This is a genomic window from Actinomycetota bacterium (assembly GCA_040905475.1).
Classification (GTDB): domain Bacteria; phylum Actinomycetota; class AC-67; order AC-67; family AC-67; genus DATFGK01.
Window position 1 is genome coordinate 1 of the sequence record JBBDRM010000132.1, and the last position, 21,066, is coordinate 21,066.

General features: G+C 68.3%; 25 protein-coding genes. 12 read left to right on the top strand and 13 right to left on the bottom strand.

All coding sequences use genetic code 11. The features are described 5' to 3' along the window. Nucleotides 1–658 (top strand): hypothetical protein (locus tag WEB06_15955; protein ID MEX2557108.1); only part of this gene is annotated, 658 nt, incomplete at its 5' end. Between the two features lie 53 nt (nt 659–711). On the opposite strand, the gene WEB06_15960 is transcribed toward WEB06_15955, so the two are convergent. Both WEB06_15960 and WEB06_15965 read right to left on the bottom strand, forming a co-directional pair. Beyond that, on the bottom strand, nt 712–2,076 hold the full coding sequence (locus WEB06_15960) for an amidase (protein MEX2557109.1): 1,365 nt from the start codon (nt 2,074–2,076) through the stop codon (nt 712–714). A gap of 8 nt (nt 2,077–2,084) precedes the next feature. Beyond that, nucleotides 2,085–2,504, bottom strand: a complete 420-nt coding sequence (locus tag WEB06_15965) for a cyclic nucleotide-binding domain-containing protein (GenBank protein ID MEX2557110.1) — start codon at nt 2,502–2,504, stop codon at nt 2,085–2,087. Between the two features lie 106 nt (nt 2,505–2,610). Here WEB06_15965 and WEB06_15970 point away from each other — a divergent pair, with 106 nt between their 5' ends. Genes WEB06_15970 through WEB06_15980 form a run of 3 tightly spaced genes read left to right on the top strand, consistent with a single transcriptional unit; the run spans nt 2,611 to nt 4,959 of the window. After that, entirely contained in the window at nt 2,611–3,033 is a 423-nt protein-coding gene (locus tag WEB06_15970) for a cyclic nucleotide-binding domain-containing protein (GenBank protein ID MEX2557111.1), read from the top strand. After that, nucleotides 3,021–4,520 carry an NAD(P)-binding domain-containing protein gene (locus WEB06_15975; protein ID MEX2557112.1) on the top strand — a complete coding sequence of 500 codons (1,500 nt, stop codon included), beginning with the start codon at nt 3,021–3,023 and terminating at the stop codon, nt 4,518–4,520. Before WEB06_15970 ends, WEB06_15975 begins: the two co-directional genes overlap by 13 nt. A gap of 13 nt (nt 4,521–4,533) precedes the next feature. Then, nucleotides 4,534–4,959, top strand: a complete 426-nt coding sequence (locus WEB06_15980; GenBank protein MEX2557113.1) for a CoA-binding protein — start codon at nt 4,534–4,536, stop codon at nt 4,957–4,959. Here WEB06_15980 and WEB06_15985 read toward each other — a convergent pair. Then, nucleotides 4,956–5,765 carry an alpha/beta hydrolase gene (locus WEB06_15985; protein MEX2557114.1) on the bottom strand — a complete coding sequence of 270 codons (810 nt, stop codon included), beginning with the start codon at nt 5,763–5,765 and terminating at the stop codon, nt 4,956–4,958. The two genes, WEB06_15980 and WEB06_15985, sit on opposite strands and share 4 nt — an antisense overlap. Nucleotides 5,766–5,818: 53 nt before the next feature. Here WEB06_15985 and WEB06_15990 point away from each other — a divergent pair, with 53 nt between their 5' ends. After that, nucleotides 5,819–6,694, top strand: coding sequence for an alpha/beta hydrolase (locus WEB06_15990; protein MEX2557115.1), 876 nt, complete (start codon nt 5,819–5,821; stop codon nt 6,692–6,694). On the opposite strand, the gene WEB06_15995 is transcribed toward WEB06_15990, so the two are convergent. After that, nucleotides 6,691–7,029 carry a hypothetical protein gene (locus WEB06_15995; protein ID MEX2557116.1) on the bottom strand — a complete coding sequence of 113 codons (339 nt, stop codon included), beginning with the start codon at nt 7,027–7,029 and terminating at the stop codon, nt 6,691–6,693. The genes WEB06_15990 and WEB06_15995 overlap by 4 nt on opposite strands. A 79-nt stretch (nt 7,030–7,108) precedes the next feature. Here WEB06_15995 and WEB06_16000 point away from each other — a divergent pair, with 79 nt between their 5' ends. Further along, entirely contained in the window at nt 7,109–8,491 is a 1,383-nt protein-coding gene (locus tag WEB06_16000) for a tryptophanase (protein ID MEX2557117.1), read from the top strand. Here the strand turns inward: WEB06_16000 and WEB06_16005 are convergent. Beyond that, nucleotides 8,488–8,754 carry a hypothetical protein gene (locus WEB06_16005; protein MEX2557118.1) on the bottom strand — a complete coding sequence of 89 codons (267 nt, stop codon included), beginning with the start codon at nt 8,752–8,754 and terminating at the stop codon, nt 8,488–8,490. The two genes, WEB06_16000 and WEB06_16005, sit on opposite strands and share 4 nt — an antisense overlap. Nucleotides 8,755–8,856: 102 nt before the next feature. On the opposite strand from WEB06_16005, the gene WEB06_16010 reads away from it, so the two are divergent. After that, the gene (locus WEB06_16010; GenBank protein ID MEX2557119.1) at nt 8,857–10,413 is read left to right on the top strand and encodes a CocE/NonD family hydrolase; all 1,557 of its coding nucleotides are present in this window, start codon (nt 8,857–8,859) and stop codon (nt 10,411–10,413) included. Here WEB06_16010 and WEB06_16015 read toward each other — a convergent pair. Further along, a complete protein-coding gene (locus WEB06_16015) occupies nt 10,410–10,673 on the bottom strand; it encodes a hypothetical protein (GenBank protein ID MEX2557120.1) in 264 nt (87 codons plus the stop codon). The genes WEB06_16010 and WEB06_16015 overlap by 4 nt on opposite strands. A gap of 136 nt (nt 10,674–10,809) precedes the next feature. Here WEB06_16015 and WEB06_16020 point away from each other — a divergent pair, with 136 nt between their 5' ends. Continuing rightward, nucleotides 10,810–10,962, top strand: coding sequence for a hypothetical protein (locus WEB06_16020; GenBank protein ID MEX2557121.1), 153 nt, complete (start codon nt 10,810–10,812; stop codon nt 10,960–10,962). A gap of 6 nt (nt 10,963–10,968) precedes the next feature. Here the strand turns inward: WEB06_16020 and WEB06_16025 are convergent, their stop codons facing one another. The 4 genes from WEB06_16025 to WEB06_16040 all read right to left on the bottom strand — a co-directional run bounded on the left by WEB06_16025 (nt 10,969) and on the right by WEB06_16040 (nt 15,472). Further along, a complete protein-coding gene (locus WEB06_16025; protein ID MEX2557122.1) occupies nt 10,969–12,600 on the bottom strand; it encodes an AarF/UbiB family protein in 1,632 nt (543 codons plus the stop codon). Next, on the bottom strand, nt 12,600–12,992 hold the full coding sequence (locus WEB06_16030; GenBank protein MEX2557123.1) for a universal stress protein: 393 nt from the start codon (nt 12,990–12,992) through the stop codon (nt 12,600–12,602). Before WEB06_16030 ends, WEB06_16025 begins: the two co-directional genes overlap by 1 nt. Nucleotides 12,993–13,070: 78 nt before the next feature. After that, the gene (locus WEB06_16035; protein MEX2557124.1) at nt 13,071–14,885 is read right to left on the bottom strand and encodes an ABC transporter ATP-binding protein; all 1,815 of its coding nucleotides are present in this window, start codon (nt 14,883–14,885) and stop codon (nt 13,071–13,073) included. After that, the gene (locus WEB06_16040) at nt 14,885–15,472 is read right to left on the bottom strand and encodes a helix-turn-helix domain-containing protein (protein MEX2557125.1); all 588 of its coding nucleotides are present in this window, start codon (nt 15,470–15,472) and stop codon (nt 14,885–14,887) included. Before WEB06_16040 ends, WEB06_16035 begins: the two co-directional genes overlap by 1 nt. 125 nt (nt 15,473–15,597) lie before the next feature. Between WEB06_16040 and WEB06_16045 the strand changes: the two genes are divergently transcribed. Continuing rightward, nucleotides 15,598–16,071, top strand: coding sequence for a hypothetical protein (locus WEB06_16045; protein ID MEX2557126.1), 474 nt, complete (start codon nt 15,598–15,600; stop codon nt 16,069–16,071). A 57-nt stretch (nt 16,072–16,128) separates the two neighbouring features. Further along, nucleotides 16,129–16,653, top strand: coding sequence for a hypothetical protein (locus WEB06_16050; protein ID MEX2557127.1), 525 nt, complete (start codon nt 16,129–16,131; stop codon nt 16,651–16,653). A gap of 7 nt (nt 16,654–16,660) precedes the next feature. On the opposite strand, the gene WEB06_16055 is transcribed toward WEB06_16050, so the two are convergent. Continuing rightward, nucleotides 16,661–17,179, bottom strand: coding sequence for a proteasome activator (locus WEB06_16055; GenBank protein ID MEX2557128.1), 519 nt, complete (start codon nt 17,177–17,179; stop codon nt 16,661–16,663). Between the two features lie 127 nt (nt 17,180–17,306). On the opposite strand from WEB06_16055, the gene WEB06_16060 reads away from it, so the two are divergent. Beyond that, nucleotides 17,307–17,942, top strand: a complete 636-nt coding sequence (locus WEB06_16060; protein ID MEX2557129.1) for a hypothetical protein — start codon at nt 17,307–17,309, stop codon at nt 17,940–17,942. Beyond that, nucleotides 17,917–19,626, top strand: a complete 1,710-nt coding sequence (locus WEB06_16065; protein MEX2557130.1) for a sensor domain-containing diguanylate cyclase — start codon at nt 17,917–17,919, stop codon at nt 19,624–19,626. Before WEB06_16060 ends, WEB06_16065 begins: the two co-directional genes overlap by 26 nt. Here the strand turns inward: WEB06_16065 and WEB06_16070 are convergent. Beyond that, entirely contained in the window at nt 19,520–19,798 is a 279-nt protein-coding gene (locus tag WEB06_16070; protein ID MEX2557131.1) for a WhiB family transcriptional regulator, read from the bottom strand. The genes WEB06_16065 and WEB06_16070 overlap by 107 nt on opposite strands. Nucleotides 19,799–19,948: 150 nt before the next feature. Then, nucleotides 19,949–20,884 carry a hypothetical protein gene (locus tag WEB06_16075; GenBank protein MEX2557132.1) on the bottom strand — a complete coding sequence of 312 codons (936 nt, stop codon included), beginning with the start codon at nt 20,882–20,884 and terminating at the stop codon, nt 19,949–19,951. Nucleotides 20,885–21,066 lie beyond the last annotated feature (182 nt).

Sequence of the window (21,066 nt, forward strand, 5' to 3'; positions counted from 1 at the left end):
GTCACAGCCGCAGCCGCTTCCCTTCCTGGAAGACCCCGGCGTGGCCGTCGACGACAAGCCGCTCCCGCCCGACGCCGCGATCTCGTCCGACGGCACCGTATCGTCGGGCGATGCCAACACGGGAGGATCAGGAAGCGCTCCCGGGAGCGAGCCGGCCTCCGGCGGCGGCGCGCCCCCGTCGTCAGGCCAGACCGAACCCGGTTCGCAGGGATCCGGCGGCAGCACAGTCATCGTTGAACCGGCGCCGCCCTCCGTCGAGCCGCAGCCCGCACCCGTCGAGCCCGATCCGGGGACGGGTGGGGGCACAGAGCCCGGAACGATCGAGCCCGATCCGGCTCCCGGGACCGCCGAGCCGGTTCCGCTCCCGGAGCCGATCGAGCCGCAGCCCGCTCCGGGGCCGGCGGACGAGCAGCCGGTGGTCGTGCAGGCGCTGCTAACGGTTACCGCATCCGGCTACGAGACGGCGACCGAGTGGTCCAACCAAACCTTCTGCGCCTTCGAGCGCGGGGCCGCCATCGACCTTCCGCTCAACGCTTCGCTCGCGCAGGACTCTCGCGACGAAGGCGCCGGAGCAAGCGACGGCGCGGCGCTGCCCGTCACCATGGCCCTCGGGATCTCCGCGCTGGCTGCGCTCGCGCGTCGCAGGCTCGTGGGCTGAGATCGACCTCCGGAACGGGCCGGCATACCCCCCGCCGGCCCGTTCCATTTTCCTCAGGCCGAGTTCGGTGGGAGCCGCCGATGCCAGCCGGTCTCGTCCTGGTAGCGAGCCGCAGCGCGCAACAGATGACGCTCGCCGCCCATCCGTCCAACGAGCTGCATCCCGATCGGCAGGCCCGAGGAGGTCACGCCGCACGGGAGCGAGGCGGCCGGCGCCCCGATCGTGCTGATCGGCCGGGTGAGGTGCGACTGCGCGCCGAGCTGCACGTTCACCTCGACCCCGGCGACCGTGATCGTGGCCTCGTCGTGGCGAGGGGCAGAGAACGGCGTGGTGGGGGTTACCAGCATCTGCACGTCGGCCATCGTCGAAGCAAACGCATTGCGCGCCATCGTCGCGCGATCGCGTGCGGTTCGTTCGTCCTCCGCGGTGATCGCGGCACCGGCGAGCAACGTGATCTGGATCGCCGGATCGAGATCGTCCAAGCGGTCCAGGAGCGCCGCGTGGGCACGCCCGAACTCGGCGAGCGCCAGCACCAACCAGGAATCGTCGGCCTCGGAGGCCCACGGGACGGGTACGTCGCGGATCTCGATCCCGTCGGCGGCGAATACGTCGATCGCCGCACGCACGGCGGATTCGACCTCGGGATCGATCGTTTGGAAGAAGTGGTCCGTCGGTACGCCGATCAACCGGAGCCCTTCGAGCGGCTGCGCGGGCCGGATCGGGACGGCTTCGCCGCTGAGAACGCCGTGCACCAGCGCGAGATCGATGGCATCGGAGGCGATGCCACCGGGAGTGTCGAGCGAGGGACTCATCGGCAAGACTCCGTCGAGCGGCAGCGAGCCCCCGGTCACCTTGAGGCCGGTCGTTCCACAGAAGGACGACGGGATGCGGATCGAGCCGCCGGTATCGCTCCCCAGCGCTGCGCCGACGATGCGAGCCGCGACGACCGCAGCGGAGCCTCCGCTCGAGCCGCCGGGCATCCGCTCGGGGTCCCATGGATTGTTCGCCGGCCCGAAGCACGAGACCGTGGTCGACGCACCGAACGCCAGCTCGTGCATGTTGGTCTTGCCGATCACCACCGCGCCGGCGCGGCGCAGGGCCGCGACCGCGTGGGCATCGACGGTCGCAGGCTGGTTCGAGAGATAGGCGCGCGAACAGCCACTGGTGACCGTTCCGGTCAGGTCGTAGAGGTCCTTCACCGCGACCGGCACCCCCAGCAACGGCCGATCTTTCGCTCCCGATCGAGCGGCCCGGTCGGCGTCGTTCGCCTCCGCTCGCGCGTCGTCGTGCCGCAGGACGGTGAAAGCGTTGAGGATCGGCTGAAGCCGTTCGGCGGCGGCGAGCGCCGACCCGACGGCTCGCTCCGAAGTCTGTTCCCCCGCCGCGATCGCGGCGGCGAGATCGGCCAGGAGCCCCACCGCTGAGGCTAGTGCGCCGGGTCGAGGATGCGCCGCGCCAAGACGCGGAGCATCCCGAGCGCCATCTTTGGCTGCGACTCCAGCAACCCCTCGAAGTCGTGACGCGAAAGAGCGAGGCACCGTGCCTTCGTTCTGGTCCGCACCCGCGCGGCGCGCGGCGTTTCGGGGACCAGGAGCGAGAGCTCACCGAAGAAGTCGCCGGGCCCAAGCTCGCGTGGATGGCCGGGCAACTCGACGGTGACGCTCCCCTCCTCGATCACGAACAAGCCGGCACCGGCCATCCCGGCCTCGGCGAGAACATGGCCGGCCGGCGCGTCGAACTCGGTCGCACAGGCCAGGATGGCGCTCAGCCCCACGTCGTCGAGCTCCGAGAAGATGGGCACCGATCGGAGCCGCTCGATGCGCTGCGTCGTCGTCGCGTCGTTCACGGCTGGGCAGTTTCGCACGCGCCGGGCTCGGCGCGCGACTCGCGGCGAGACAGCACTCAACGCGGAACGGTAGATTGGCCGGGCTCGCAAGCGAAGGGAGCGCCTGGTGCCCGAAACCGATGACATCACGAACGTCCTGAGCGGCCTGTCGCTGTTCGCCGACCTGTCGCGCCCTGAGCTCCAGGAGGTGTCGCACACGTTCGAGGAGGAGTGGTTCTCCGCCGGTCAGCGGATCCTGCGGCAGGGGTTCACCGGTGCCGGGTTCTACGTGATCCTCGACGGTGAAGCGACGGTGAAGATCGACGGCAGCGACCGCGCACGCCTTTCTCGCGGCGACTTCTTCGGAGAGATGTCGTTGCTGCTGGGCGAGCCGCCCGTGGCAGACGTCGTCGCAGCCGCCCCGCTCCGATGCGTCGTTCTCCCCGGGCCCCTGCTCGGCGACTTCCTCCAAACACACCCGACCGTGATGTTCCGGATGCTCCAGGCCGTGGCCCGGCGGCTCCGAGCGTCGAACCAGTGGCGGAGCTGAACGCTCGGCCCTTCCCACCGGGCGACTACCCGGTGGTGGTGCTCGGCAGCGGTGCCGGCGGGCTGCAGGCGGCGTACTCGCTCGCGCGGCTCGGGGTCGAGCATGCGATCCTTTCCGAGGACGACCAGCCCGGCGGCATGTTCCGCCGGTTCCCTCTTTTCCAGCGCCTGATCACATGGACGAAGCCGCACGCGCCGGCCGCGCGCGGAACCCGGCCGTACGAGTGGTACGACTGGAACTCACTCATCGGCGAGGAGCCCGGCCAACGGGCCTTGGTGCCTTCGTTCATGGACGGCACCTCATACTTCCCGTCGCGAGACGAGATGGAGCGCGGTCTCGCGGCCTTCGCGCATCGCGGCGGCGTGAACGTGCGCTACGGTTGCCGCTGGGAGGCTACGCGTCGCGACGGCGAGAACGGGTTCGTCATCGTCACGTCGGACGGCGAGTACCGGTGCAAGGCGCTCATCGTTGCGGTCGGGATGACCGAGCCCTGGAAGCCTCCGATCAGCGGTCTCGAGGACGTTCCGCATTACGTCGACATGAAACCCGTTCGCGAGTACGCGGGCAGGCGCGTCTTGGTTATCGGCAAACGCAACTCCGGCTTCGAGATCGCCGACGGGCTGCTGCCCTGGGCCAGCCAGATCGTGCTTGCGTCGCCGCGACCGGCACGGATCTCGGTGTTGGTGCACTCGACCGCGGCCGCGCGAGCTCGCTACCTGCAACCGTACGAGGACCACGTTCTGGGCGGCGGGAACGTCGTGCTCGACGCGGCGACCGAACGCGTCGAGCGGACGGCGACCGGGTACCGGGCGATGCTGCACGGCACCACCAAGCCGGGAGACATGGTGATCGACGCGGACGATGTGATCGCCGCGACCGGCTTCGCGACGCCCCTGGGGGACTTGCCGCAGCTCGGCGTCGCGACCTTCTACCAAGGACGACTCCCGGCGCAGTCGCCTTGGTGGGAGAGCACCTCGGTCCCCGGGGTCTTCTTCGCCGGCTCGATAACGCAAGGCTCCATCGGCCTGAAGAAGTATGGGATCCCATCGAACTCGGCTGCGGTGCACGGCTTCCGGTACAACGCTCGGGTTATGGCGCGGCGCATCGCGGAGACGACGCTCGGTCTCGCGGCCGAACGTCCGCTCGTAGCGGCCCGCGACCTCGTGGGCTATCTGCTCGCGGAGGCGACCTACGCGCCCGAGCTCTGGAACCAGCAGTCGTATCTCGCGCGGCAGCTCATCTTCGATCCCAGTCGAGGGATCGTCGACGAGGGGATCGTGCCGCTGGCCCATTTCGTGGACGAGACGGGACCGAACGCCGTGGCGGTCGCCGTCGAGACCGACGCCGACGGCGACATCCGTCCGGCCGTGTACGTGCGACGCGACGGGCGGGTCGACGAGCACACGCTTCCGTCCAGTCCACTACTGAAGTTCGACGGACAGGAGCACCAACGGCAGCTGGCCGGCGTCTTGAAGGGGTTCATCTAGCGAGGAGGAAAGCATGACCGCACCGACACAGGACGGACTCAAGCAGATCTACGCGGACTTCAAGACGATCGCGGTGGTCGGAGCCTCAGGTGACGAGAGCAAGGCCTCCAACCGGATCCCGCGGTACCTGCAGTCCCAGGGGTATCGGATCATCCCGGTGAGCCCCAAAGGAGGCGAGATCCTCGGCGAGCGGGCATACGCCTCGCTCGGCGAGATCGAAGAGCCGGTGGACGTGGTCGATGTGTTCCGGCCCGCGGAGGAGACTCCGGATATCGCCCGGCAAGCCGTCGCGATCGGCGCGAAGGTCCTGTGGCTCCAGTCGGGGATCGAGTCCGAGGAGGCCGAGCGGATCGGCGAAGAAGGCGGCCTCACCGTGGTGATGGATCGGTGTATGGGCGCAACGCACCGTCAGCTTGGGCTCGGGCCCGGTCCGGACTAGACCTCCGCGACGAAATCGCGGATCAGCTGCACGAAGCCGCGCGTCTCTTCGTCGCGCGGAAGCCCGTTGAACCGGCTTGCGAGTCGCGCATCGGGGATCAGCGCGGCGACGGCCTCGCCGGCCGCGGTCGGGTGGAGCATGTCGTCGCCGGGGATGACGAGCGTCGGCGCGGTGATCGAGCCGATGTCGACCTCCTCCGTGAGTGGCCCTGAGCTCGGGATGCCGATCAGCGCCGCGGCGATCGACGCCGGGTCGTGCCGCGACCACTCAACGCGGAGTGAGTCGAGGCGGCCGGGATCCTTGGCCAGCTGCTCGGCCGCTTCCGGGATGTTGAGCAAGAACTCGACCGCGGCGTCCCAGCCGCCTGAGCGGATGGCTTCCCCGCCCATCCGGAAGAGAAGCTGCATCTGCGGAGACGCCGGACCGCCGGGGGTGGCGGGACGGGCCAGGATCAGCGCGACCACCCGCTCCGGTTGCTCCATCGCGACTCGGGCGGCCGTCGCCGCTCCCATCGACGCGCCGGCGAGAACGGCGCGCTCCCACTCCACGTAGTCGAGAAGCGCGCGCAGGTCTGCCGACAGCGCCGGGTAATTGTACGAGTGCTCGTCCGTGACCGGTGGGCTGTCACCGTGGCCTCGAGCGTCGTAGCCGAGGACCGTGAAATGCTCGGCGAGGCGGTCGATCACGTCCCGGTCCCCTTCACGGCACGAGCCGAGCCCATGACACCAAACGATCCGAGGGCCGGAGCCGATGATCTCGTAGGCGACCGTCGCATCGGGCAAGCTCGCGAAGCGCGTCTCCCCCACTCAGCTCACCATACAGGGCATGGGCGGACGACGCCTCGCTAAACTCCCGCGCCGTGGAGCTCGTGGAGGAGTGGGAGGACCGGGGACGCTACCTCGACGTTGGTGGCCGGCGGATCTTCTGTGTCGACATCCCCGCCGACCGTGAGCGCGCCGAGCCGCTGCTCCTCCTCCACGGATTCCCGACGTCGTCGTTCGACTGGCGAGGGATCATCGACCCGCTGGCGCGCGGACGCCGGATAGTCACCTTCGACTGGCTCGGCTTCGGGCTGTCCGACAAGCCCACCGACATCCGCTACTCGCTGTTCGATCAAGCGACCATCGCCGAAGAGGTCGCCCGGATGCTCGGCATCGAACGGGCGGCGGTCGTGTCCCACGACATGGGCGACTCGATCGCGGCCGAGCTGTACGCGCGGTCGCTCGAAGGCAAGCTCAGGTTCGACGTCACCAAACGCGTCCTCACCAACGGCAGCATCTACATCGAGATGGCGCAGCTGTCCCCCGGACAGCAGATGCTCCTCGCGATGGACGACGCGCCGCTCCCGATCGAGATCTCGCCCGCGTACGACACGTTCGGGCCCTCGATCGCTTCGATCTTCGGCGACACGCCGCCGAGCGAGGAAGAGCTTCGCGCTCAGTGGGAGCTGCTCTCGCGGAATGATGGTCAAACGATCCTTCCGCGAACGATCCGCTACATCGAGGAGCGCCGGGTGCACGAGGGCCGCTGGATCGCGGCGCTTCGCGACCACCCCTCGCCGATCACGGTGGTCTGGGGCGAGCGAGACCCGATCGCCGTCTCCGCGATGGCGGAGCGCTTCGTGTCGGAACGGCCGGGGACGCCGCTCGTACGGCTCGACGGCGTCGGGCACTTCCCGATGATCGAGGCGCCGGGCCTTCTCTACGACGCGATCGAAGTGGCGCTCAAAACCTAGGCGTCGTCGAGCGGGACATAGAAGCCTTCGACCTGATCACCGAGCTTGCTGGCGAGGAGATACACGAGGTACCGAAGCACCAGCACCGCGTCCTTGCCCGACAGCGAGGCGACGATGTCCGGCGGGCGATGATCGGATGCAGCCCGTCGCTTCGGGGCCGGCTTGAGCGTGACGGGGCTTGTTTTGAACCGCCCGACGCGACGGATCACCGTCGAGGGTTTGGAGCGGGTGACCTCCCATGCGCGGCCGATCTCGCCGGAGCGGATCCGGACGCGAAGGTCCGTCAGGAAGCGCGCCGGGGTGACGCCCTCGCGAAGGTGCAGCATCACCTTCATCGCACGTCAGAGTCTACGACGCTTCGGCAAGGATCCGAAGAGGTGCGAGGATGTGCCGACACGTCGCGGGAGGTCGAGCATGACCCTGGATGTCCGAACGATCATCGAGCCGTTCCGCATCAAGTCCGTCGAGCCGATCCGGTTCACGACCCCCGAGGAGCGCGAGGGAGCGCTGCGCGAGGCCGGCTTCAACCTTTTCGGGCTCAAGGCCGAGGACGTGCTCATCGATCTGCTCACCGACTCCGGGACCGGCGCGATGTCGGCGGCGCAGTGGTCGGGGATGATGCGCGGTGATGAGTCTTACGCCGGCTCGCGCTCCTTCTTCCGGTTCGAGGAGGCGGTTCGAGAGCTCACCGGCTTCCGACACATCATCCCGACGCATCAGGGGCGCGCCGCCGAGCGGATCCTGTTCGCCGAGACGGTGAAGCCAGGCTATGTGGTGCCCAACAACACGCACTTCGACACCACACGAGCGAACGTCGAGCACGACGGAGGGATCGCGCGAGACCTGGTGATCCCCGAAGGTACGCAGCCGATGACCGTCCATCCGTTCAAGGGAAACATGGACGTCGAGCGGCTCGACCGGACGATCGCCGAGACCGGCCGCGATCGCGTGCCGCTGGTGCTGGTCACCGTGACGAACAACTCCGGCGGCGGGCAGCCGGTCTCACTGGAGAATCTGCGCGCTGTGCGGGCCGTGTGCGACCGCCACGGCGTCCCGTTCTTCCTCGATGCGTGTCGCTTCGCCGAGAACGCGTGGTTCATCAAGCAGCGAGAGCCCGGCCAGGCCGGCAGCACGCCCTTCGAGATCGCGCACGAGATGTTCTCGCTCGCCGACGGCGCGACGTTCAGCGCGAAGAAGGACGGCCTGGCGAACATCGGCGGCTTCCTCGCGATGAACGACGACGATCTCGCGCTGCGCTGCCGCGCGAACCTGATCCTGACGGAAGGGTTCCCGTCCTACGGCGGGCTCGCCGGCTACGACCTCGAGGCGATCGCGGTCGGCATCCGCGAGGTGCTCGACGAGGACTACCTCCGGTATCGGGTCCGTTCGGTGGAGTACCTGTGGGAGAAGATCAACGCCGCCGGGATCCCGACCATCAACCCGCCGGGCGGGCACGCGGTCTACGTCGACGCGAAATCGTTCCTCTCACACATCCCACCGTCCCAGTATCCGGCCCAAGCGCTCGCGGTCGAGCTCTACCGCGCGGGAGGCATCCGGACCGTCGAGATCGGCTCGGTCATGTTCGGTCGCGTCCAGCCCGACGGCTCCGAGGAGGCGGCTCCGATGGAGCTGGTTCGCCTTGCGATCCCGCGACGCGTCTACACGCAGTCGCACATCGACTACGTCGCCGAGGTCGTAGGCTCGGTTGTGCCCGGTTCGAAAGATCTGCGTGGGTACCGGATCACCCACCAGACCCCGTTCCTGCGCCACTTCACCGCGCGGTTCGAGCAGCTCTAGACCGCCGGAGGGTCGTTCGGCTTGCCGGCGTCCCCGGTCGCAAGCTTCCGGAGGACCTCGCGGACGGCGTGCTCGTCGGCCATCCGGACGAGGACATGGCGGCCCTCGACGAAGTCGATCGACGGGTATCCCGCCGCCGCGGGCGACAGGGCTGCCTCGAAGCCGTGGGCGATGAGCGTCATCTTGATGACCTCGGCCTCGGCGGCGCTCTTGGCGAACGCCACCTCGACCATCCGGTCGCGCTCGAACCGATACGCGCTCATCTCGAGATCATCGTAACGGCACTCCCCCGGCAGGAGTTCCGACCGGGTGGTCGAATTGTACTTTTCGAACGCATCCGCTCGACCACCAAGGGGGAATCGAAAATGCTTCGAGCCGCACATCGCCGCCTGCTCGCGGCCGTGGTCTGCGCGACCGCGCTGGCCGTCTTCGTCCCGGCCCAGGCCGCCGAGCCCACGATCACCGACGGCGTCGTCGAGTCCTTCGACGGCACGAAGATCCTCTACCACTTGTTCTTGCCGGCCGACGCCTCGGCTTCCAACCGGGTCCCGGTCATCTTGATGACCCACGGCTGGGGCGGGTCCGGACAGACGACCTACGACGGCGACGTGAAGCTCCTCATCGACGACGGCTACGCCGTACTGACGTGGGATCAGCGCGGGTTCGGCTCCTCGGGCGGCGAGGCCAACGTCGACGCGCAGGAGTTCGAGGTGCGAGACGTGCAAGCACTCATCTCGTACGCGGCGAGCCGGCCGGAGATCCAGACAGACGGACCGGACGACCCCCGGATGGGGATGCTCGGCGGTTCGTACGCCGGCGGGATCCAGCTCATGACCGCGGCGGCGGATCATCGCGTAGACGCGATCGCGCCCGACATCGCGTGGAACGACCTTCCGTACGCGATCTTCCCGCGCGGCATCAACAAGCTCGGGTGGGACCTGGCGCTGTACGGCCTGGGCACCGCGACGGGGACCGCGGCCGGCATCCCCGCCGGCGAGACCGGCGGCCTCGCGTTCGAGATCCACAAGGCGCTGATCGAAGGCGCCGTGCTGAACGAGGTCTCGGCCGAGAGCGTCGCCTGGTTCGACGCGCGCAGCCCGAAGCACTACATCAACGGCGCCACGCTCGCCGACGGCACGCCGATCCCGGGCATCCAAGCGCCGACGCTGCTCACCCAGGGAACGATCGACACGTTGTTCAACCTCAATCAGGCGATCTACAACCAACGGCAGATCGCCGCGAACGGCGTGCCGACGAAGATGATCTTCTTCTGCGGCGGCCACGCGATCGGCGGCGGCACGGCCTGCCAGGGCGGGGACCAAGGCGAATTCATCGACGCCGCGGTGCTCGCGTGGTTCGACCGGTACATCCGCGGGAATGCCGCGAGCGACACCGGCGCCGCGATCGACTACCAGCTCCAGGACGGCACGTTCGCGAGCGCTTCGGCGCTGCCGACGACCGCCTTCCCGGTGAGCGGATCCGGCACGCTCGTCAACACGATCGTTCCGACGAGCGGCACGCCGCTGCAGGCCGGCCCGGCGCCGGACGGTTTCCGCATCCCCGTTCCTATCCCGCCGGGCGCGCATCTGCTCGGCATCCCAACGGCCACCGTGTCGGTGACCGGGATCGGGCCCGACGCGGCGCTCTTCATCAAGCTGATCGACCTGAGCTCGGGTGAGGCGATCGCGATCGACGATCAGGTCGCGCCCCTTCGCGTGAAGAATCTGTCGAACACAGCTCAGACGTTCACGGTCGACCTGACGTCGGTCGCCTGGGCCGTCTTGCCGGGGCACACCATCGCCGTGGAGGTCTCGCCCACCTCGCTCGACCATTCGTCGATCCGGACGCCGTTCGTGGCCCAAGTCCAGATGACGGTGACCGTTCCGTTCCGCGGCGGCGGCGCCGTGATCGGCGCCGGCTAGAACTCCCAGTACTCCTCGGTCAGGCGGCCTTCGATCGCGCGGATGTTGCCGCGCGCACACGCCGGGCAGAGGTACTCGACGCGGCGACCCTCGATGCCGGCCGACCAGCCGGCCGGGAGGCCGCCCTGGGCGCAGGCTTCCGTCCGCCCGCAACGGGAGCACGCCCGGGTGAACGCGGCCTTCTTCGCCTTAGCGGGCGGCCGCTTCGTCGGCTTCGGCCGCTTCTTCGAGGCAGCTCTCGAGGGCTTCTTCGGGGGCACGGGGCTACCTTACCGGGCGGCTTCCCGGCCTCCTGCGGTGGGGGGTGGCCTCCCCCATCTTCACAGGCGGCCACCCTAGGCGCGGAGCACCCCGAGCCCTATTGTTCGGGGCGTACCGGGGATCAAGGGGGTCGTCATGGCAGCTCGGAGCACTAAGAAGACCAAGAAGATGGGGCGGTTCTCACGGCGACTGGCTCGCCTCGAGCGGCGCTCCCTCCGCATCCTGATGGTCCCGGTGGTCTTGATCGCACAGCGGCGCATGATGCGCGGCCTCGAGCGGATGGCCTGACCGCTCCTACCGCTTCCGCAGCAGATCCACGATCAGCCCGAAAACGAGCCCCGCCCCGACGCTCACGCCGGTGACCGGAAGCCAGGTCGGCACCCCGTCCGCGGTGCTCGCGATCGCAGCCCCTCCGATGGTCGCCGCCGCACCGAAGGACAACGCGAGACGGCGCCCGGCCGATCGGATCGAGTCCTCGAGGCGCTCGGTCCCGCGGAATTGCACCTGCAAGCGCCCGCCCTTCGCCGCACCCATGAGGTTCTCGAGCGCGAGGAAGATCCGGCCCATTCGGGCCTGGACCTTCGACATCTCGTAGAGCATCTTGCCGGGCGCCACTCGGGCACGAACCTTTCCCAGGATGTGACGAAACATGTACTGCCCGGCAACCGCGAACGGGTCCAGCGTCGGGTCGAGCTCCGCCGCGGCGAGCTGCATCTGCGCGAGCGCCTTCGCGGTCAACGCCATGGAAGCCGGCAGCCGGACGTCGTGCTTGAGCGCGACCGCGGTCAGCTCGGTGAGCAGCGGGCCGAGCTCGATCTCTTTGAGCGAGAGGTTGCGGTGCTTCTCCATGATTCTGCCGAGATCGGCGACGAACGCTTCGTTGATCCCCGCGCTGCTCGTGTCGTCGTCCTGCTCGGCGAGCGCCAGGATCGCTTCGGCGGCGAACTGCTGATCCTCCTGCCACAGCGCCATCACGAGCATCAGCAAAGAGTCGCGCAGCCCGGCGTCGAGCTCGCCGACCATCCCGAAGTCGATGAAGTAGATCTTGTCGTCCCGCCAGATCATGTTCCCCGGGTGCGGGTCGGCGTGGAAGAAGCCTTCGCTCAGGACCTGGCGGTAGTACGACTCGAGGAGCTGACGCGCCGCCTCCCGGCGCTCGGTCCCTTCCGGTGCGTTGCGCAGGCCGACGCCGTCGATGTCTTCCATCACCAGCAGGCGAGGGGTCGTAAACACGTCGTACACCTTCGGCACTTCCAGCCGCGAGAACGGCTCGAGGATCTGGCTCATGCGCGCGATGTTGGACGCTTCTCCGCGGAAGTCGAGCTCGCGGCGGAGCCCTTCGGAGAGGTGCTCGACGATCGCGGGAACGTCGATCATGCGGCGGAACTGACTGCGGTGCTCGGTCGCCTCCGAGAACACTTTCAAGAGCTCGAGGTCGGTGGTGATCTCGTCTTCCGCCCGCGGCCGCTGAACCTTGACGACCACCCGTTCGCCGTCCTCGAGCACCGCGCGATGCACCTGCGCGATCGTCCCGGCGGCGAGGGGCGTGGGATCGATGGACGCGAACGCGTCCTCCCACGGCACGCGCAGCTCTTCCTCGATGACGCCGACGACCTCCTCCTCGGTCAGCGGCGTCACGTTCTGCTGCAAGGTGGCGAGCTCCTGGATGAACGCCGGCGGCAGCAGGTCGGGCCGCGTCGACAAGATCTGTCCGAGCTTGGAGAACGTCGGCCCGAGCTCTTGAAGGGCGTCGCGGAACTTCCGCGCCCGTTCGTGCACGGCTTCGACGTTGCCCGAAGCCTCGGCCTCCTTGCCGAAGAAGTCGCCCAGCCCGTTCCGCGCCATGACGGTGGCGATCCGGCTTGCCCGGCGGATCAGCGTGCCCGGGGCTTGCTCGTGCTCGAGCGGATCGGAGGTCTGAACCATCAGCGCTTGGACCGCCGCTTCCAGGCATCGTCGCGCGTGTCGACGATGATCACCGTGCAGGGCGCGTTGTGAGAAACCCGGTTGGGGATGTTGGACATCAGGAATTGCTTGCGCTCGCTCATCCCGTAGTTGCCGAGCACGATCGCGTCGATGTCGGCCTCCTCCGCGTAGGCACAGATCGCCTCGTCGGGCCGCTCATGGGCGAGGATCACGAGCTTGGCTTTGGCGCGATCGGCTTGTTCGCGCACGGGTTCGGGAGCTTCGCCGCCGTCCCCGCGGATGTGGACGAGCGAGAGCCCCGCGCCGAACTTCTCGGCGAGCGAGGCCGCGAACGAGACGGCTCGGTATGCTCGCTCGCTTCCGTCGGTCGTAGCCATGATCTTCCTCAGCATGGCGCCATATGACCAGAGGCCGCCGCGAGGGACAAGGGGGTCTGCACGATGCCGGCCGGGAGGCTGCCTCCACCGGGGTCACGCGAGCACCTCAGCCAGGGGCTCGCCGCCGAACTGCTCACGGTACAGGCGCGCGTATAGGCCGCCCTTGGCGAGCAAGTCCGCGTGGCGGCCCCGCTCGATGATCCTTCCGGCATCGACCACCAAGATCTGATCGGCGGCCAGGATCGTCGACAGTCGATGTGCGATGACGATCGCCGTGCGGCCCTCCAGGAGGCGAGCGACGGCGTCCTGGATGAGTCGCTCCGACCGCGTGTCGAGCGCAGACGTCGCCTCGTCGAGCACCAGCACCCGGGGATCCTTCAGGATCGCGCGGGCGATCGCGACGCGCTGCTTTTCCCCTCCGGACAAGCGATAACCCCGCTCCCCCACCACGGTGTCGTAGCGCTCGGGCAGCGCGTCGACGAAGTCGTGGATCTGCGCCGCTTTCGCGGCGGAGATCATCTCGTCCTCGCTCGCCTCCGGCCGCGCGTACAGAAGATTCTCCCGGAGCGTCGCATGGAACAGGAATGTGTCCTGCGCGACGACGCCGACCGCGTCCGCGACCGAGGTGAGCGTGAGATCTCGCAGGTCGATCGCGTCGAGTGTGATCACGCCGCGGTCGGGGTCGTACAGTCGGGACACGAGCGCTGCGATCGTCGACTTTCCCGCGCCCGATGGCCCGACGAGCGCGGTCATCGTTCCCGGGGCGACCTCGAACGAGACGTCCTGCAAGACCGGAAGATCGGCTCGGTACGCGAACGACACCTCCTCGAAAGCGAAACGTCCTATCGGCGACTCGTGCTCCAGCGCGTTGATGCGTTCGACGACGTCGGGCTCCAGGTCCAGATACTCGAAGATCCGCTCGAAGAGCGCGAGCGCCGACTGGACCTCGATGTGCACGGTCAGGATCTGGTTGATCGGCATGAACAGTCGGCCCTGGAGCGCCGTGAACGCGATCACGTCACCGATCGAGAGCGTGCCGCCGATTACCTGATGCCCTCCAGCGAGCCAGACGACGGCGGGCGCCGCCGCCCAGAAGGTTTGGATCGTCATGAAGAACCAGCGGCCGACCATCGACTCGCGGATCTGCACCTGTCGCAGATCGTCCGAGACCCCGGCGAACCGGTCGATCTCGTACGCGTCGCGTCCGAAGGTCTTGATGAGCTGAGCGCCCGAGACGCCCAGGGTCTCGGTGACGATGCCGGACAGCGCGGCGACGCGGCGCTGTCGCCGCTTCGCGAGCTCACGACGGATCTTGCCCACGCGTCTTGTCGGGACGATGAAAAGAGGCAGGATCGCCAGAGAAACCACCGTGAGCTTCCAGTCGAGCGCGAGCATCACGGCCAGGGTCGTTCCGACGGTGAGCACGTTGGATAGGACCTGCGAAACGGTGCTTGTGACGACGCCCTCGATGCCCGAAACGTCGCTCGACAAGCGACTCACGAGCTCTCCGGCTTTCGCGTGCGTGAAGAAGCGCATGCCCTGCCGCCGGAGCGTCCCATACAGCTGCGTCCGCAGGTCGAAGACGATGCTCTGGCCGATCGTCGTGTTGAGGTAGGTCAGCCCGACGCCGACGAGTCCGCCGGCGACCGACACGACGATCATCGCGACGACGAGCCAATTCAGAAGGGACGTATCGCCGGGGATGATCGCCTTGTCGATGATCGAGCGCGTCAGGAGCGGCGGGAACACGCCGAGCACGGCCGACGCGGCGATCGCGCCGAGGACCACCAGCCCCTTGCGCCAGTGCGGCGTGAACGTGCGGGCGACACGCAGCAGCATGTCGCGGGTGACCGGCTGAGTGGGCTTGTCGTCGGGGTCGGGTCCGAGCCGCATGAAGCGATGAGCCATCAGCGCACCGGACTTTCCGCCGCTGCGAATCCCCTAGCCCACTCGCGCGCGAACCGTTCGGCGTCCCCCTCGAACGAGAGAGGCAACCCGTACACCCGCTCGAAGAAGGCGCGATAGAAGAGACCGCCGATGAAGGACCAAGCGAACGATTCCGGATCCCCACGGAGCCGGCCCGCTTCCACCTCTGCGGCGAAGTAGTCGCGCACCGCCTCCAGCCCTCGGCGCGGGAACTCGACTCCGGGACGATCGGAGGACGTGGCGCGGGCACCCCGCATGAGAACGGCCGGGAGGCGCAGCTCCAGGAACCGGACGACGCCGAGCGCCGCTTCTTCCAGAAGGTCCGAGACCGGCCGCATCCCGACCTGCTCGCGTAGCTGAGTGAAGATCGCGCCGGGCGTGCCGCCGGCGCGGGCGCACGCGAACAGAAGCTTCTCCTTGGATGGGAAGTAGTTGTACAGCGTGCCCTGGGATATGCCGAGGCGTTCCGCGATGGCGGGGATCGTCGTTCCTTCGTAGCCGCGCTCACGGAAGACGTCCAAGGTCGCCTCGAGGATCGCCTCCTTGCTCGCCGCCCGCGGTCTTGCCATAGGCTCAGGTTAAATGAGAGTTCGTTCATTTACCAAACGCCGTCGCCCGGCGATGCCGAGTTCCTTGACCTGCGCATTCAGCGGGGAGACACTGCGTCCCGACCGACGAGGCTGGGAGGCCTGCCATGGATCAACCGCCTGGAGGGGGACCGCCCGCATCACCGGGCGCGGGGGGGCCCGACTGGGGAGAGATGAAGGGCAAGCTCACCGCGGCGAAGGGGCCAGAGCGTTTGATCCTGATCGGGGGACTGCTCTTCTTCATCGACTCGTTCCTGCCGTGGTACGGCGTGAGCGGGAGCATCGCGGGGATCGGGTTCTCGGCCAACGCGAAGGGCTGGAGCGCCGGTGGACTCGCGGTGATCGCGATCCTTCTGGGCCTCGCGGCCACCCTTCTGGTGCTTGCCAGCACCGTCGGGATGCAGCTGCCGGTTCAGGCAACCGGGCCGCTTCTGCTGGGGCTGTGCGGCGGCGCTTTCGTGTTCGTGCTGCTGCGCTTGATCACCGAGACGAGCTTCACCAAGTTCGGGCTCTATCTTGCGATCGTATTCACCGCCGTGATGACTTACGGCGCCTGGCAGCGTTACAAGACAGCGCAGTAATCAACGGGATGTGAGAGCACCGGCCGGGCGGAAACGCCCGGTCGGTCAGCACTTGAGATGGACCAACCGCCGCCCGAACCCACGCCCGCTGAACCGGACCCGGCCGGCGGTGGGCCCGACTGGGCCGCACTCCGCGAACGTATCGGGACCCTCAGTGCGCCCGACCGGATCCTCATGGTCGCCAGCATCGGGTACTTCGTCTCGACGTTTCTTCCGTGGTATGAGGCTTCGATCGGGCCGGGGGTCAGCGTGAGCGACGGTGCCTGGAACGTCGGAGCGCTCGGCATCATGGCGGCCCTGCTCGGGCTCGGCACGGCGGTGGTGACGGTCCCGACCGCCCTCGGGATCTGGCGGATCGGCCGGGAGAGTTCGGCGCTGCTCACGATCTTGCTCGCACCGGCGACGCTCTTCTTCACGTTCTTGCGCCTGGTTATCGACCCGCCGGGGGCGGCCGTCACACAGTTCACGTTCGGTTTCGTGAAAGTGAGCCGGGGATTCGGGTTGTGGGCCGCGCTCGTGCTGGCGATCGTGATGACGGTAGGCGCCGTCCAGAAGTTCCGCGAGGCCGCCGCTCTCCGTTAGCGCGGCGTTAGAGGTACTGGCCGGGCGGGCCTTCCTGGCTCTCGCCGGGAACGGGTCCCAGACCGGGGGGCAGCCCACGGCGCCGCATCTCCATCAACTGGGCCTGCGCCGCCATCTGCTGGGTCGCGATCGCTGCCTGGATGCCCTGGAACAATCCCTCCAGCCACCCGAGGAGCTGCGCCTGGGCTATGCGGATCTCAGAGTCGCTCGGGACGCCCGTGGCGGGAAGCGGCAGCGTGATCCGCTCGAGCTCTTCCGCCAGCGCGCCCGATAGGCCGGTCTTGAGCTCGGCGATCACCTTCGCGTGGATATCGCGAAGATGCTCGCGGGCATTCTCGTCGAGCGGCTGCCGGCGAACCTCCTCGAGGAGCTCGCGGATCATCACCGCGATCCTCAACAGCTTGGCCGGCTGTTCGATCGTGCCCAGCCCGTCGGCTCCGTCCGGAGCTCCGTCCGGTGCGATCGTGCCCGGCGGCACGGTCAGCATGGGCTCGGGTCGTGCTGGAGGGGACTCTTCAGGGGACACGAGGTCACGATTCTAGCGGGGGCGAAGGGGACGCTGCAGACCGAACCGGGCAAGGACTATTCGAAATAGCCCGACAGGACCATGGCCTCGCTCGTTAGGCACACCGAAGGACCTGGAGGTGAGGCCTGTGACAGGTATCCGACGCCGGAACCGAGGCCCGACGCGCCGCACGCGTATCGGAGCCTTGATTGCTGTAGTCGTGTTGCTCGCATTCGCACAGATCTCTGCGTCGGCCGATCTCTTGGACGAACCCTTGCTGGACGAGCCGCTGAACCTGGAGGACCTGCTGAACCTCGACGAGCTGTTGAACGGCGAGCTCCCGGTCTCGACCGATCTCGGCGACGTCGTCGAGGGCGTGACCGAGGGTGTCTCGAACGTGCTCGGCGGAAACGGCACCCCGACCGACGTCCTGGGCGGCAAGCAGCAGCCGGTACCTGCACCCGCGAAGCAGGTGGCGCCTCGGGTGCCCCATACCGGCTCGTGGTCCACGGACAGGCTTCTCCTGCCGAGCGGGCTGACCGGTCCGTCAACTCAGGTCAGCAGCACCCGTGTCCCCGCGGCCTCGTATGTCGCTGCGGTCGGTCAAGGATTCGCCCGTGCGGCGCGACGCGCCGCTGATCTCGCCGGCCCCGTGGCGGCGCCGATGCTCCTCGGCCTCTTCGCGGTCGGCCTCCTCTTCGTAGCGGCACGCGGCCCCGGCCGCTTGATCAAGGTCGAAGAGGAGAGGAAGGCCTTCCATGAGCAGCGGACCTTCCGCCTCTAGCCAGAGCGAGACGGCACGACCGTTCGGGGGCTTCACCCCGGATCGACTCTCGATCTTCTTCTCCGTCCGCTACCTGACGCCGGTGCTCGTCCTCGTGACCCTGGCGGCATCACCGGAGGCTCCTCTTCCGCGCGGCCGGCTCGTCACGCTACTGATCGCGCAAGCCGCGTTCGGTCTTGCAACGCAGACGCTCGCCATCCGAATGCCGCGGATCCTCGGTGTGGCAGTCTGGTGCTCGGTCCTCGGAGACGTTGCGGTGATCGCCGGCCTGGCCGCCGCGACCGGCGGGGCCGCCAGCCCACTCGTCTTCCTTTTCACGCTGCAGGCGATCGCAGCGGGGATCTTGCTTTCATCCTCGGTCGGTGTCCGGCTCCTCTTGTTGTCGAGCAGCGCGATCCTGGCGCTCGATGTGGCCGGCTCCGCGGGGTTGATCCGAAGCCCGGGTGGTTTCCCGCGTGGACTTCAGGCGATGGCCGCGCTGTGGGTCGTCGCCGGCAGCGCGATCCTCTTCTCCACCTCGAACGAGCGCGAGCTGAGACGTCGTAACGCCGAGCTCGCCACGATCAGACGCGTCACCCTCGACATCGAGGACACGCTGTCGCTCGAGGAGATCCTCGCCGACCTGTGTCGCGGCGTCGTTGATGGGTTCGGATTCTCCGGCGCGGCGGTCCTGTTCCGCGAGGAGAGCGGATTCGTTTGTAGCGGAGGATACGGGTCGACCGGTCTCATCGGGACCAAGGTGGAGGATCGCGGGCCGATCCGCGAGGCGACCGAAGCAGGGACGCCGATCGTGGTGTCGCGCGATGAGGCCCGCCGCGACGGGACCCTCACCGACGTGATCGGAACACGCGGATACGTGCTCGTCCCGCTGGGACGGGACGGCGCGCTCGTGGCGACGCGGACCGGACGGCGCGGCCGTCCCGGCTTGGTGCGTCTGCGCGAGATCGAGGCGCTCTCCTCACTCGCCCACCACGCGATCCTCGCGCTGACGAACGCCCGCCTCCACGAGTCGGTGCGGGACATGGCCAAGCGTGATCCGTTGACCGGCTTGCTCAACCACGGCGAGTTCCAGCGGGTTCTCGCCTCCGAGTCCGGACGGCTCGAGCGCTTCAGCTCGCTGCGGACATCGGGCCATCGTCTCTCGTTGCTGCTCATCGATATCGATCGCTTCAAGCTTCTGAACGACCGATACGGTCACCCATCCGGGGACGCCGTGCTGCGAAAGGTCGCGGACGCGATAAACGACGCCGTGCGATCGTTCGACGTCGTTGCCCGGTACGGCGGCGAGGAATTCGCGGTCGTGCTGCCGGAGACGGACGAAGAGGGCGCGCTTCAGGTCGCCGAGCGCGTTCGCCAAGCGGTGGCGAACACGGTCGCGGCGCCCAAACTTGGTCCCCGGCGCCGGATCACCGTCTCGATCGGATCGGCCACCGCGCCGTCCGACGGGTCGAACCCCGCAGAACTGATCGCCGCAGCGGACGATGCGCTTTATCGGGCCAAGGACATGGGACGTAACCGCGTAACGGCGGCGAGCCAGCTTCGGGACCGCACGCGGCGCGTGGTCGCTTTGAAGGCGCCTAGCCGACGCCGGCCGGCACCAGCCGCACGCCGCGCTGCCGCCGGATCTGGGCGCGCTCCCGAGCCGTCGTCCCGCCCCAAACGCCGAACTCCTCGCGCGCGATAGCCCACTCGAGGCACTTGGGCCGGAGCGGGCACGCGGCACATACCGATTTCGCCTTCGCGACGGCCGCGCCGCCCTCCGCGTAGAAGAGCTCCGGGTCCAGACCACGACACGAGGCTTCCTCGAGAAACGGATACATCCGGGAACGCCTCGTCCCCCCATACGTGGTTGCCATCCATCCTCCTCCCGCGCGCACCCCAGGCGCGGTAACCGACACGATGGGCTTTCGCCCGTTACAGGGAAGAGGGAAGGCTGGGGATGGATTATGGGGACGGAGAGCGAGCCGTCAAGACCGTGAAACTCGTGAGGATGGTCGCGACGCGCTTCAACGCGACGACGACTGCATCTCCGCGAGTTCTTTCGCGCGCGCCCCGCCGTTCTGGAGCATCGCGCGCAACCGTTTCCCTTCCTCACCGGGATCGATCGCGAGTTGCAAGAGCGCGCGGAAGTCCGCGGCGCGCACGGCCCAATCGCGCGCGTCCCACAACGCGTCGAGCAGCATCCCACGCAGCCGGTAGCGTTCGATCTGTTCCCCGCCCGCCGACGTGGCTGGAGCGAATGCACCTACCTCTCCGAGGAACGTCCCCACCGCACTCGGCACGAGTCCGGTCGGCTCGGCTCCCGACTGCAGCAAACCGCGAACCCTCGTCGAGGAAAGGTCGCTCACCGCGGGGTGGAGCGGCAGGACCGACACGTGATCGGCCCAGCGCCGGTTCTCCGCCCGCTCGAGGATCTCGTTCACGAGCTTCCCGTCTTCGGTGCGTGGGGCGACGACCAAGCGCGCGCGCGCGAAGAGCGCATCCAATGAGTCGTCGCGGTCGGTGTAGTAGGACGCGTCGAATATCTGCGAAACCTTGTCGGAGCCGATCAAGAAAGCGACTTGGGCCCCCGGATACAGCATCGCCGCGGCGTCGGCCATGTCGACGTACATCCCCGAGGAGCACACCGCGACGCCCATCCCAGCCCGCTGAGCGATGAACCGCAGCGCCAGCAAGCGGTCCTCCGGGATCATCCCCGAGGGCTCCTTACCCACCGTGTTCCTGGCCAGCACGAACAGCACACAAGCGAACCCCTCGCGGCGGGCGCGCTCCGCCAGGAGAAGGTGCGCCGAGGTCGGCGGGTTGAACGAGCCCGGGAACAACGCCAGCGAACCGAACGCAGGGGCGCCTCTTAGCGCGACGAGCCGCGGCGGGCCGTCGGGGTCGAGACCTTCGAGCACCGTCCGGTGCGCGAACAGCGTTGCGAGGTCGTATGCGTCCACCGGCCCTCCGCGAGCCATCCTAGCGCCGCCGAGACGGCGCGGCCGGTCGGACGTTCGAACCTCGTTGCTCGCGGGCCCCGGTGCCGGGACAATCCACGCCAGCGATGGACGGATGGGAGATGGTAAGGCGGGCGGCCGCCGCCCCAAGGTCGGGCGCCCCCGAGGTCGCCCCGCCCCCGGCC

Excerpts from the sequence above, each read along its gene's own strand:
- WEB06_16025 (MEX2557122.1), bottom strand. The coding sequence starts at position 12,600 with ATGGTTCAGACCTCCGATCCGCTCGAGCACGAGCAAGCCCCGGGCACG.
- WEB06_16045 (MEX2557126.1), top strand. The coding sequence starts at position 15,598 with ATGGATCAACCGCCTGGAGGGGGACCGCCCGCATCACCGGGCGCGGGG.
- WEB06_16070 (MEX2557131.1), bottom strand. The coding sequence starts at position 19,798 with ATGGCAACCACGTATGGGGGGACGAGGCGTTCCCGGATGTATCCGTTT.
- WEB06_15980 (MEX2557113.1), top strand. The coding sequence starts at position 4,534 with ATGACCGCACCGACACAGGACGGACTCAAGCAGATCTACGCGGACTTC.
- WEB06_16035 (MEX2557124.1), bottom strand. The coding sequence starts at position 14,885 with ATGGCTCATCGCTTCATGCGGCTCGGACCCGACCCCGACGACAAGCCC.
- WEB06_16020 (MEX2557121.1), top strand. The coding sequence starts at position 10,810 with ATGGCAGCTCGGAGCACTAAGAAGACCAAGAAGATGGGGCGGTTCTCA.
- WEB06_16000 (MEX2557117.1), top strand. The coding sequence starts at position 7,109 with ATGACCCTGGATGTCCGAACGATCATCGAGCCGTTCCGCATCAAGTCC.
- WEB06_16010 (MEX2557119.1), top strand. The coding sequence starts at position 8,857 with ATGCTTCGAGCCGCACATCGCCGCCTGCTCGCGGCCGTGGTCTGCGCG.
- WEB06_16040 (MEX2557125.1), bottom strand. The coding sequence starts at position 15,472 with ATGGCAAGACCGCGGGCGGCGAGCAAGGAGGCGATCCTCGAGGCGACC.
- WEB06_16050 (MEX2557127.1), top strand. The coding sequence starts at position 16,129 with ATGGACCAACCGCCGCCCGAACCCACGCCCGCTGAACCGGACCCGGCC.
- WEB06_16030 (MEX2557123.1), bottom strand. The coding sequence starts at position 12,992 with ATGCTGAGGAAGATCATGGCTACGACCGACGGAAGCGAGCGAGCATAC.
- WEB06_15995 (MEX2557116.1), bottom strand. The coding sequence starts at position 7,029 with ATGAAGGTGATGCTGCACCTTCGCGAGGGCGTCACCCCGGCGCGCTTC.
- WEB06_16065 (MEX2557130.1), top strand. The coding sequence starts at position 17,917 with ATGAGCAGCGGACCTTCCGCCTCTAGCCAGAGCGAGACGGCACGACCG.
- WEB06_16005 (MEX2557118.1), bottom strand. The coding sequence starts at position 8,754 with ATGAGCGCGTATCGGTTCGAGCGCGACCGGATGGTCGAGGTGGCGTTC.